The sequence below is a fragment of the Sphingomonas sp. GM_Shp_2 genome, from assembly GCF_026540875.1.
GTDB lineage: Bacteria > Pseudomonadota > Alphaproteobacteria > Sphingomonadales > Sphingomonadaceae > Sphingomonas > Sphingomonas carotinifaciens.
The window spans coordinates 95,449-106,416 of the sequence record NZ_JALNUQ010000008.1 but is presented as its reverse complement, the minus strand read 5'-3'; the positions used below and the strand labels follow the sequence as shown (position 1 = coordinate 106,416).

The window sequence follows — 10,968 nt, the reverse complement described above, 5'->3', positions numbered from 1 at the left end:
CTTCAAGCTGGTCCCCGAACTCACCGGAAAGCTGTGACCTGACGGTCGCTTCCCCTTGAGGGAGCGACCGTGATCCCGCCCGTTCGGCCTGAGCCTTTGGACATCGCTCAGGCCGAACGAGTCGGCTTTGCAGCCGGATGATCCAGGATGGATTTTGCCCCAGCCGGCTCCGGAGCGAGACGGACATCAAGGCATCTCACCCTAGCGAAGGGGTGCCAGTTCCAGATGGCGGAACTGGTTGAACGCGCTGGCCACATACCCGCCGAACGCCTCGCCGCTGGCAAAGCCGCGGCTCGCATAAAGCGCAAGCGCCGGCTCGAACGCTTCCCCGCTCCCCGTCTCCAGGCTCAACCGCGTCAGGCCCTCCGCCCGGGCGACGCGGATGATGTGATCGAGCAGCGCCGCCGCCACCCCGCGGCGCAAGGCCTCGGGATGCGTGCGCATCGACTTCAGCTCGGCCGCACCCGCTCCCAGCCGCTTCATCGCGGCGATGCCCGCCACCCGTCCGTCGCGCCACGCGGTCCACACCGTCATTCCCGGCGCACGCAACCCCGACAGGTCTAGGGCAAAGACATGGCCCGCCGGCGATCCCGCCTGCATCCCCGCCAGATGCAGCGCGAGCAATGCCTGCACCGCGGCATCGGTGAGATCGTCTTCCCTGATCCGGATCGTCATCCCCCGATCCTGGCGTATCTGGACAGCCGGTCGCAAGCAGGTGAGACTATGATCCCATGATCTCCCGCCGTCTCCGCATCACCGGCCGTGTCCAGAACGTCTTCTATCGCAACTGGTTCGTGGAGCAGGCTAGGTCGCTGGGGCTCGATGGCTGGGTGCGCAACCGCGCCGATGGATCGGTCGAGGCGCTGGTGCGGGGATCGCCCGGTATGATCGACGCCATGGTCGCGAAAGCGCGTGAAGGATCGCCCGCCTCCCGCGTCGAACAAGTTCTCGTGTTAGACGATGCGCCTGCCGAGGTGCCGAACGGCTTTGCCCGGCTGCCGACGCTGTGATCGCCCTGCTGCTGCTCGCCCAGGCCGCGGGACCGACCGCCGAGACCCGCGTCGAGCGCCTGCTCGCTCAAGCGCCCATCATCGACGGCCATAACGACCTCGCCTGGGAACTGCGTGAAACGGGCACCGCCGTCGATCTTTCCCGCGACACCAGCCGCCTGCCCCGCCCCTTGCAGACCGACATTCCCCGCCTGCGCAAAGGCGGCGTCGGCGGCCAGTTCTGGTCGGTCTGGATACCCGCCACCGTCACCGGGCCGCGCGCGGTGGAAATGACGCTGGAGCAGATCGACGTCGTCCGCCGCTTTGTCGCCGCCTATCCGCAGGACTTCGCCCTTGCGACCACGACGGCCGAGATCGCGGCGGCACAGGCGAACGGCCGCATCGCCTCGCTGATCGGGGTCGAGGGCGGGCACCAGATCGACGGCCGCTTGTCGGTCCTGCGCCAGTACAAGGCGCTGGGCGTCGGCTACATGACGCTGACGCATGGCCACAGCCTCGCCTGGGCCGATTCCGCCACCGACGATCCGGTCGCGAACGGCCTGTCGCCCTTCGGCCGGCAGGTGGTGGCGGAAATGAACCGCATCGGCATGATCGTCGATGTCGCGCATGTCTCGGATGCGACGATGGCCGCGGTGCTGGACGTGACCCGCGCGCCGGTCATCGCCAGCCATTCGGGTGCCCGCGCGGTCGGAGTTGCGCCGCGCAACATTCCCGATGCGCTGCTCCGCCGTATCGGTGCGGGGGGCGGCGTGGTGATGGTCAACGTCTACCCCGCCTTTGTCTCCACCGCATGGCGCGCATGGGACCGCGCCCGCACCGATCATGCCGCATCGCTGGGCGTGCCGGCCGATGTGTACGGCCCCCGCTCCCCTGCCCCGCTCCTCGCCTGGGACGCCACCCACCCCGAACCCCGCGTCACCCCCGCCATGGTCGCCGACCACATCGACCATGTCGCCCGCATCGCCGGACGCGGCGCCGTCGGCTTCGGCGGCGATTATGACGGCATCGCCGGTACCGGCCCGGCCGGCATGAAGGGCGTCGACGGCTACCCGCGCGTCCTGATCGAGCTTGCCCGCCGCGGCTGGAGCGACGCCGACCTCGCCGCCCTTACCCGCGGCAACATCCTGCGCGTGATGGCGCGGGTGGAGGCGGTCGCCCGCGACCTCGCCGCCACGCCAGCGAGCGACGCGATCGACCCGCTCGCGCGTTAGGCTTCGGGCACCGTGGCCGGCGTCGCCGCCTGCTCCAGCGGTGCGACCCGCGCCAGCAGCAGCGCGACGATCAGCGCCATCGCCGCCAGCCCGAGGCAGAACAGCGTCACCCCCGGCCAGCCGCCATGGGTCCAGGCGAAGCCGCCGGCCGATCCCAGCACGCTCGACCCGGCATAATAGAAGAACAGGTACAGCGCCGCACCCAGCCCCCGTGCCGCGCCCGCCCGCCGCCCGACCCAGGCGCTCGCGATCGAATGCGCCCCGAAAAAGCCCACCGTCACCACCGCGATGCCGATCACCACCAGCGCGAGCGGCCGCGCCGCGGCGATCCCCAGCCCCGCGATCAGCAGCATCACCGGCACCCAGAACACGCGCCGCCGCCCGATCCGCCCGGCCAGTCCGCCGAACCATGCCGAACTGGCCGATCCCAGCACGTAGAGCAGGAACACCGCGCCCACTGCGCTCTGGCTGAGGTGATAAGGTGCGGCCAGCAACCGGTAGCCGGCATAGTTGTAGACCGTGACGAATGCGCCCATCAGCAGAAAGCTTTCGGCGAACAGCAGCGGCAGCGCACGGTCCCGGAACAGCGCGCCCGCCTGCACCATCAACGCACCGACACGCCCCTGCGCCGGCACAAACCGCTGCGAGCGCGGCGCCAGCCGCCGGAACGTCTCGCCCATCACCACGCCTGCCAGTCCGACCGCGCCGATCGCCCAGCGCCATCCGCCGATATCGGCGACGAGGCTTGCGATCAGCCGCCCGCCCATGCCGCCCAGCGCGCTGCCCGCGATATACAGCCCCATCGCCGACCCGACCGAAGCGGCGTCCACCTCCTCCGCGACATAGGCCATCGCCACCGCAGGCACCCCGGCCAGCGCCAGCCCGGTTAGGAAACGCAGCACCAGCAGCGCCACCCATCCCGGCGCGAACGCCGCCGCGAGCGTCAGCACCCCGGCCGACAGCATCGCCGCCACCATCAACGGCCGTCGCCCCACCCGGTCGGACACCAGGCCGGCCACCAGGATGCCGATCGCCAGCGGCCCCGTCGCCATCGACACCGCAAGACTCGCCCCCTCCGCACTCACCCCATATTCCGCGGAAAACAGCGGCAGCAGCGGCTGCGCGGCGTACAGCAGTGAAAAGGTGGAGAAACCGGCGAACAGCATCGCCAGCGTCAACCGGCGAAATTCGGGCGTTCCATGGGCAATCGGACCAACAGGCCCGGTCACCTCCCGACCCGCCGATGCGCGGTCCGCAACACGGCAAAATCGCCAAGCACGGGCAGCAAGGACCCTGCCAGCCCGCCGGGCTTCACCGCATCCACCCGCTCACGCGGCCCGCGCCAGGGCCTCTGCGATCAACCGCCGCGAATTTTCCACGCCGTACAGCGCAAAGAAGCTGCCCATGCGCGGCCCCTGCTCGGAACCCAGCAAGGTCTCGTACAGCACCTTGAACCAGTCGCGTAGGCCCTCCTTGCCGTAATGGGCCTTGCCGATCTCATAGACATGGTTCTGCAACACCGCGGCCGGGTCCTCGTCATCGCGCCCCGTGCCGTCGTCCTTGGCGAGAACGTCGTCCAGCTCGCGCAGCGCCTGCGCCTCCGCCGCCGTCGGCGCACGCCGGTTGAGCGTCGGCGCCACGAAGTCGCGGCCATAGGCCACCGCATAGCCGATCAGGCGGTCGAGCGCCGGATGCGTTTCCGGCGACAAGGTCGGGTCATAGCGGTGCAGGAACGCCCACATCGTGTCGCGATCGCCGACGCCGGGCAGGCTGGCAAGATTCAGCAGCAGCCCGAACGTCACCGGCAACGTTTCCTCGGGCACCTTGCCGTCATGGATGTGGTGCACCGGATTGCCCAGCCGCTGCTTGGCGTCCTGCCCGGCATAATTGCCGCGGAACTGCCAATATTCGTCCACCGCGCGCGGGATCACGCCCATGTGGAGCTGCTTGGCCTTTTTCGGCTCGCGATAGGCAAAGAAGGCCAGGCTCTCCTCCGGGCCATAGGTCAGCCACTGGTCGAGGCTCAGGCCATTGCCCTTGGACTTGGAGATCTTTTCGCCATGTTCGTCCAGGAACATCTCGTAGTTGAAGCCCTCGGGCGGGCGTCCGCCCAGCACGCGCGCGATCCTGGACGACTGGGTGACCGAATCGATCAGGTCCTTGCCCGCCATCTCGTAATCGACGCCCAGCGCGACCCAGCGCATCGCCCAATCGACCTTCCATTGCAGCTTGGACAGGCCTCCCAGCGCCGACTGCTCGATCCGCTCGCCATCCGCATCGGTAAAGGCGATGATCCCCGCGTCCGCATCGATCACCTCGACCGGCACCTGCAGCACGACGCCCGTCTTGGGACTGATCGGCAGCACCGGCGAATAGGTCGCCCGCCGCTCGGCGCGCAGCGTCGGCAGCATCACGTCCTGAATGCCCTGGAAATGGCGCAACACCAGACGCAGCGCATCGTCGAACCTGCCCGAACCATAATAGTCGGTGGACGAGGCGAATTCGTAATCGAAGCCGAAGCGATCGAGGAATTCGCGCAACCGCGCATTGTTATGCGCGGCAAAGCTGTCGAACTTCTCGAACGGATCGGGCACCTGGGTCAGCGGCTTGCCGAGATGCTCGGCCAGCATCGCCTGGTTGGGCACATTGTCGGGCACCTTGCGCAGCCCGTCCATGTCGTCCGAAAACGCGATCAACCGCGTCGGCTGGTCGGACAGCGTGTGAAAGGCGTTGCGCACCATGGTGGTGCGCAGCACCTCGTTGAAGGTGCCGATATGCGGCAGGCCCGACGGACCATAGCCGGTTTCGAACAGCACGGGCGCCGGCGTGCCATCCTTGCTCGGCTTGCCGTTCGGATAGCGCTTGAGCAGCTTGCGCGCTTCCTCATACGGCCAGGCCTTGGACTCTAGGGCGACGGAGCGGAGATCGGTATCGGTCATGACGCCCCCGCATCTGGCGCTTTGGCGCGCGGTGCGCAAATGCTATGATGCATTTGATGGACCCGATCGTTCCACTGGATGCCCCCAGACCGGTCAAACTGACCGTGGAGGAGTTTCGTGCGCTGGACCTTGCCGGCGCGCTGGCCCGGCGTCGTCATGCTGAACTGATTGGGGGGACGATCGTCGAGATGAGCCCGCAACAAAGCCGCCATGCACTGGTCAATACCCGGCTGGCCTTCGCGTTCGATCAGGCCATCCGCCACCGTCATCTCGATCTGGCAACGATGATCGGACCAACGGTGGCCCTGCCGCCGCACGATGCCCCCGAGCCCGATATCGTGATTGCCCATCTGCCAGTCCGCGACGGGTATCTCGCCCATGCCGATGTCGCGTTGCTGGCGGAGGTGTCTGACACGACACTGCGCCACGACCTGTCTACCAAACGCGACCTTTACGCCGCTGCAAGCATCCCGGAATTGTGGGTGATCGACGTGCGATCCGCCATCGTGCACCAGTTCTGGGCGCCGCAGGATGGCGTATTCACGCAAGCCCGTTCCTGCCCTCTTTCCGGCCCCCTCGACAGCGCGACGCTGACCCTCACCATCGACGGCACCGGGGTCGTCTGACCGGTTCTTCCCGTGTTGCCAATCCGTTCCGTCGCGCCGATATCGGACGCGATGTCCTTTCCCCATCCCGCTCTCCACGCCAGCCATAGCGGCATCTGGATCGCCACGGTGGAGGGGACGCGTGCGGTGTCGCGCGGCGAGGCGATCGGCATCGCGTCGGAAACGCCGGTGATCCTGCTCAACGCCGCGCTGACGGGTCAGCGGCTGGGCTATGCCGACCTGTCGGGGCTCGACCTGCTCGAACTCTATGCCTTTCTCTACCCGGCGCGGTTCGCGGTGCCGACGCCCAAGGGGCTGGCGCGCGCCATCGATCTCCCCGTGCCGATACAGGAGGATGCGGTCGCCGCGTTCCTGCGCGATGCGGCCGCGACGCTGCTCGCCGTGCCGGATGGCGACTGGCCCGAGCGGGAGGGCGCCTGGACCGCGGCGCAAAGCCTGACCCGCCTGCGCTGGCCCTGGGCACCGCTGATCGCGCCGCGCCTGGCCAAGCCGCGGGTCAACGAACGCTGGCTGTTCAGCAAGCTGCCGGAATGGGAGGAACAGCCCCCCCGCCCCGCCCCCCGCACCGTGCCCATGGAACCGTCGGAGGCAGAGGCGCGACTGGCGACGCTGACCGGCGACGGTGCGGAGGAACGCCCCGGCCAGCGCGCCTATGCCGCCGCCGCCAGCGCCGCCTTTGCCCCGCGCATCGTGCGTGAGGCACCGAATATGGTATTGGCGGAGGCGGGCACCGGGATCGGCAAGACGCTCGGGTATCTCGCACCCGCCAGCCTGTGGGCGGAACGTGCCGGTGGTCCGGTCTGGATCTCCACCTTTACCAAGGCGCTGCAACGCCAGTTGAGCGTGGAGACACAGCGCCTGTTCCCCGACGCCGCGATCCGCCGCGAACGCGTGGTGACGCGTAAAGGTCGCGAGAACTATCTGTGCCTGCTCAACCTGGAGGATGCGCTGCAGGGCGGCTTTGCCGGCCGTGCCGCCATTCTGGCGCAACTGGTGGCGCGCTGGGCGGCCTATAGCGCGGACGGCGACATGGTCGGCGGCGACCTGCCCGGCTGGTTGCCGACGCTGTTCCGCCGCAATGGCCCCGCCGCGCTGACCGACCGGCGCGGCGAGTGCGTCTATGCCGGCTGCCCGCATTATCGCAAATGCTTCATCGAGCATGCCGCGCGTGCCTCCGCCCAGGCCGATATCGTCATCGCCAACCATGCGCTGGTCATGGTCAACGCCGCGCGCGGCCGCGAACTTGCCACCCGCCCGACCCGCTACGTCTTCGACGAGGGGCATCACCTGTTCGATGCCGCCGATTCGATGTTCGCCACCGCGCTCACCGGTGCCGAGACGATCGAGCTGCGTCGCTGGGTGCTGGGGCCGGAGGCAGGCAGCCGCGGTCGTCGCCGCGGCCTGGCCGCGCGCCTGTCCGATGTCGCCAGCTATGACGAGGGCGGCAACCGCGCCATCGCCGACGCCGTCACCGCCGCGCAGGGACTCGCCTCGGAGGGCTGGCTCGGCCGCGTGGCGGAGGGGCAACCCTTCGGACCCGTCGAAACGCTGCTCGCCGCGGTGCGCGGGCTGACCTTTGCGCGCGCCGAGCAGCCGGGCGATGCCGGCTACGGCCTGGAAACCGAGCTTGCCGAGCCCAGCCCCGAGTTGATCGAGGCTGCGGCCCCCGCCGCCCACGCGCTCGACGCGCTGCTCCGCCCGCTGGTCGCGCTCGGCCGCCGGTTGGAGGCGGTGTTGACCGAGGCGCCCGACTGGCTCGACGGACCGGCGCGTGCGCGGGTCGAGGGGGCGATCGCCTCGCTCGCCTGGCGCGCGGAGACGGTGGCGGCATGGCTGTCGCTGCTCGCGCGCATCGGTGGCCCCGCCGATCCCGATTTCGTCGACTGGCTGGCGGTCGACCGGGTGGAGGGGCGCGAATATGACATCGGCCTGCACCGCCACTGGCTCGACCCCACCCGCCCCTTTGCCGAAATCGTGCTGAAGCCGGCGCATGGTGCGCTCGTCACCTCCGCGACGCTCACCGGCGGCGGCGACTGGAGCGTGGCGGAGGCCCGTACCGGCGCCCCGCATCTTGCCCGTGGCCCCGCCCATTTCACCGCCGCCAGCCCGTTCGACTATCCCGACCGGTCCGAGGTGCTGATCGTCACCGATGTGAAGCGCGGCGACATTCCCGCCCTCGCCAACGCCTATGCCCGGCTCATCATGGCGGCACGCGGCGGCACGCTGGGGCTGTTCACCGCGATCCGCCGGTTGCGCGGCGTGCATGGCCGGATCGCCGACCGGCTGGCGCGCGAGGGCCTTGCCCTCCATGCCCAGCATGTCGATCCGATCGACACCGGCACGCTGGTCGACATCTTTCGCGACGATCCGGCCGCCTCGCTGCTCGGCACCGATGCGCTGCGCGACGGCGTCGACGTTCCCGGCGAATCGCTGCGGCTGGTGGTGATGGAGGGGGTACCCTGGCCCAAGCCCACCGTGCTGCATGCCGCGCGCAAGTTGGCCGGCGGCGGCAGCGCCTATGACGATCGCATCGTCCGCGCGCGTCTGGCGCAGGCGTTCGGGCGGCTGATCCGCCGGGCCGACGATCGCGGTGCCTTTGTGCTGCTCTCCGCCGCCATGCCCTCGCGCCTGCTCGATGCCTTTCCGCCCGGCGTCGCCATCCGCCGCGTCACGCTCGATGAAGCGGTGGCCTGCGTCACGGCGCGGCTTTCCTCCGACGCGCCGATCGGGCATGGAGCGCACGAACCCGCCTGAACCACGGAGACAACGCGCCCGATGAAGACGCTGACGCTGCTCCGCCATGCCAAATCCGGCTGGGACGATGCCGTGGCCCGCGATTTCGATCGGCCACTGAATACCAAGGGGCGCCGTGCCGCGGGGATGATCGGCCGGCACCTGCGCCAATCGGCACTCGAATTCGACCGGGTCTATGCCTCGCCCGCGGTGCGCGTCATAGAAACGCTGGACGAGGTGTGGGACGGCTATGGTCGCCGGCGCGAGCCGGTGTGGGACCAGCGCATGTATCTCGCCTCCGCCGCGACGCTGCTCGACGGCATCGTCCGGCTACCCGATGCCGCGGCGCGCGTGCTGCTCGTCGGGCATAATCCGGGGCTGGAGGATCTGGTTCTCAAGCTCGCCCGCGCCAGCGCCTTTCGCGACGCGGTGGCGGAGAAATACCCCACCGCCAGCGTCGCCGAACTGACCTTCGACGTGGACCATTGGTCGCAGGTCATCCCCGGCGGCGCGGTGCTGACCCGTTTCGTCCGCCCCCGCGATCTCGATCCCACCCTCGGCCCGGACACGCCGTAGCCATCAGCGCCCCGCCAGCTTGTCCTTCAATCCGGCGAATGCGTTCATCGGCTGGACCTCGTCCTCGCTGATCACCCCCGCCTCGCGCAGGGCCCGTGCCGCGTTCGGGCTGCGCGGAAACGGGTCCAGCGCCAGCGCCATCGTCTCGGCCGCCGCTTCGCCAAGGTCGATCGCGCCGCCCTCGATCACAACGACGTCCATCGCATCGGCGGACAGCTCCACCTCTTCCTCGCCGTCCAGCGCCTCGACGAAGCGCAACGCCACCTCTTCGTCCACCACCGCGGGCACCGGCTCGTCGGTCACGCCGCACGCCTGCACCACATCGCCGCGCACGCGCCCCGTCACCAGCACGCCCGCCGCATCGCGCCGCACCACCAGATCGGCCGCCAGCCTTTCTACCGCCTTCAGCTCGAACCGCCGGGCCAGCGCTATACGCTCGCCCTCATCCGCTTCGATATGCACGGGTTTGTCGCGCTCGCCGATCGCATCCAGGCGTTCGGGGCGGCTCCATTCGGGGGTCAAGGCAGGTCTCCATCGATCAGGCGCGCGACCGATACGCCGGCCAGTGTCTCGCGCAAGTCCATCAGATGGGTGCTGACATGCGCCACCGCCAGCGGGTCCGGTGCCTCGCCGCGATACAGGTTGCGCACCAGGGCAGGCCCCAGATCGCCGCCGGCGATGCCGTCGCGATAGGCACCCAGCCGTCCGCCCAGCATCGCCATCATCCGCCCGATATGCTTGCCCACCACGATGTCGCCGATGCCGATCTCGCGCAACTGGCCATCCATGTCGTCGACGAACCGCTCGGTCACCTGTGCCGCCGGCGCCGCGCCGGCGGGTTCGGTTTCCAGTCGCAGCAACACCATCGCCAGCACCGCCGCGATCATGTCGAAACGGCCGTCCACCGTGTCGGGCACCGCGCCCTCCACATACCAGTGCGGCTCCCGCCCCCGCGCCACCACCGCATTATACAGCGCCAGCGCCGGTTGCGGCTTCGGCCCGAACAGCCCTCCGGGCCCCTGCCCGAACAGCTTGTGCATCAGACCCATCCTCGCCCCCTTGCCGCTACCATGGACGATGCTTGTGCCCGCCCCCATCCTCGCCTATCGGATCGATCGACGGCCGATGCAATCGGCCGGGCTGTTTCCAAGGGCTCAACGGCCGCGTTTTCCGGCCCGGAGATGATGATGAGCGTTTCTTCCCCCCGGCTGGTCGCCCTGGGTATCGGGCTCGCGCTGGCGAGTGCGGCCTGCACGCCGCTGCGCTCGCATCAGGGTTATGTGGTCGATACCGATCTGGTCAATTCGGTCCAGCCGGGCGTCGACAATCGCCAGTCGGTGCTCCAGACGCTGGGCCAGCCGACGATCACCAGCCAGTTCGAAGGGGGCGACTGGTATTATGTCGCCCGCGACAGCCGCAACCTCGGCTTCACCAAGCCCAAGGCGCAGGCGCAGATCACCTTGCAGATCAGCTTCGACCAGGCGGGCAACGTCACCACGATCCGCCGCGGCGGGATCGAGCAGGTCGCGTCCATCACGCCGGATGGCAAGACGACGCCGACCCTGGGTCGCAAGCGCGGCTTCTTCCAGGATCTGTTCGGCAATATCGGCTCGGTCGGCGCACCCGGCGCAGGCGCCGGCGCACCGGGGACCGGCGGCGGCCGCGGGCGCCCCTAAACCCTACACATCCATTGCCGACACGGTTTGGCCGCGCCACCAACTACGCGGGGGCGCGGCCGTGCCGCGCTTGGAAACGGCACTGATCCCGAAAGGGGATGGGATCGTGCGGCTAACGCGCCAAAACGCGAATGGGTTCGCGGAGGGCGGACCTCCACGAACCCATTCGATCGACCATTTGGGTGTAGCGTTCGACG

At 69.1% G+C, this 10,968-nt stretch carries 11 protein-coding genes; 6 read left to right on the top strand and 5 right to left on the bottom strand.

The annotated features are described in order from the left end of the window. Positions 1–201: 201 nt before the first annotated feature. The gene (locus OXR08_RS05085) at positions 202–675 is read right to left on the bottom strand and encodes a GNAT family N-acetyltransferase (RefSeq protein WP_267348232.1); all 474 of its coding nucleotides are present in this window, start codon (positions 673–675) and stop codon (positions 202–204) included. A gap of 56 nt (positions 676–731) precedes the next feature. Between OXR08_RS05085 and OXR08_RS05080 the strand changes: the two genes are divergently transcribed. Both OXR08_RS05080 and OXR08_RS05075 read left to right on the top strand, forming a co-directional pair. Then, positions 732–1,010: an acylphosphatase gene (locus tag OXR08_RS05080; RefSeq protein WP_267348230.1), complete on the top strand. Its 279-nt coding sequence runs from the start codon at positions 732–734 to the stop codon at positions 1,008–1,010. Beyond that, a complete protein-coding gene (locus tag OXR08_RS05075; protein ID WP_267348228.1) occupies positions 1,007–2,221 on the top strand; it encodes a dipeptidase in 1,215 nt (404 codons plus the stop codon). Before OXR08_RS05080 ends, OXR08_RS05075 begins: the two co-directional genes overlap by 4 nt. Here OXR08_RS05075 and OXR08_RS05070 read toward each other — a convergent pair. Continuing rightward, positions 2,218–3,450, bottom strand: coding sequence for an MFS transporter (locus OXR08_RS05070; protein ID WP_267348226.1), 1,233 nt, complete (start codon positions 3,448–3,450; stop codon positions 2,218–2,220). The genes OXR08_RS05075 and OXR08_RS05070 overlap by 4 nt on opposite strands. Positions 3,451–3,549: 99 nt before the next feature. Next, a complete protein-coding gene (locus tag OXR08_RS05065; RefSeq protein ID WP_267348224.1) occupies positions 3,550–5,160 on the bottom strand; it encodes a lysine--tRNA ligase in 1,611 nt (536 codons plus the stop codon). A gap of 56 nt (positions 5,161–5,216) precedes the next feature. On the opposite strand from OXR08_RS05065, the gene OXR08_RS05060 reads away from it, so the two are divergent. From OXR08_RS05060 to OXR08_RS05050, 3 genes are read left to right on the top strand one after another with little or no spacing between them, the layout of a single operon-like run. After that, the gene (locus OXR08_RS05060) at positions 5,217–5,786 is read left to right on the top strand and encodes a Uma2 family endonuclease (RefSeq protein WP_267348222.1); all 570 of its coding nucleotides are present in this window, start codon (positions 5,217–5,219) and stop codon (positions 5,784–5,786) included. Positions 5,787–5,837: 51 nt separating this feature from the next. Beyond that, positions 5,838–8,540, top strand: a complete 2,703-nt coding sequence (locus OXR08_RS05055) for an ATP-dependent DNA helicase (protein WP_267348220.1) — start codon at positions 5,838–5,840, stop codon at positions 8,538–8,540. A gap of 21 nt (positions 8,541–8,561) precedes the next feature. Further along, entirely contained in the window at positions 8,562–9,095 is a 534-nt protein-coding gene (locus tag OXR08_RS05050; RefSeq protein ID WP_267348218.1) for a histidine phosphatase family protein, read from the top strand. A gap of 3 nt (positions 9,096–9,098) precedes the next feature. Here OXR08_RS05050 and OXR08_RS05045 read toward each other — a convergent pair whose 3' ends face one another. Beyond that, positions 9,099–9,617: a DUF177 domain-containing protein gene (locus tag OXR08_RS05045; protein WP_267348216.1), complete on the bottom strand. Its 519-nt coding sequence runs from the start codon at positions 9,615–9,617 to the stop codon at positions 9,099–9,101. After that, positions 9,614–10,135 (bottom strand): ubiquinol-cytochrome C chaperone family protein, encoded by a 522-nt coding sequence (locus tag OXR08_RS05040; protein WP_267348214.1) that lies wholly within the window; start codon positions 10,133–10,135, stop codon positions 9,614–9,616. Before OXR08_RS05040 ends, OXR08_RS05045 begins: the two co-directional genes overlap by 4 nt. Before the next feature lie 141 nt (positions 10,136–10,276). Here OXR08_RS05040 and bamE point away from each other — a divergent pair, with 141 nt between their 5' ends. Beyond that, entirely contained in the window at positions 10,277–10,771 is a 495-nt protein-coding gene (gene bamE / locus OXR08_RS05035) for an outer membrane protein assembly factor BamE (RefSeq protein ID WP_112383926.1), read from the top strand. The last annotated feature ends 197 nt before the right edge of the window (positions 10,772–10,968 follow it).

Bases quoted from the DNA above. Each gene is read 5' to 3' on its own strand.
- OXR08_RS05085 (WP_267348232.1), bottom strand. From the start codon at position 675: ATGACGATCCGGATCAGGGAAGACGATCTCACCGATGCCGCGGTGCAG.
- OXR08_RS05080 (WP_267348230.1), top strand. From the start codon at position 732: ATGATCTCCCGCCGTCTCCGCATCACCGGCCGTGTCCAGAACGTCTTC.
- OXR08_RS05065 (WP_267348224.1), bottom strand. From the start codon at position 5,160: ATGACCGATACCGATCTCCGCTCCGTCGCCCTAGAGTCCAAGGCCTGG.
- OXR08_RS05060 (WP_267348222.1), top strand. From the start codon at position 5,217: ATGGACCCGATCGTTCCACTGGATGCCCCCAGACCGGTCAAACTGACC.
- OXR08_RS05055 (WP_267348220.1), top strand. From the start codon at position 5,838: ATGTCCTTTCCCCATCCCGCTCTCCACGCCAGCCATAGCGGCATCTGG.
- OXR08_RS05050 (WP_267348218.1), top strand. From the start codon at position 8,562: ATGAAGACGCTGACGCTGCTCCGCCATGCCAAATCCGGCTGGGACGAT.
- OXR08_RS05040 (WP_267348214.1), bottom strand. From the start codon at position 10,135: ATGCACAAGCTGTTCGGGCAGGGGCCCGGAGGGCTGTTCGGGCCGAAG.
- bamE (WP_112383926.1), top strand. From the start codon at position 10,277: ATGATGATGAGCGTTTCTTCCCCCCGGCTGGTCGCCCTGGGTATCGGG.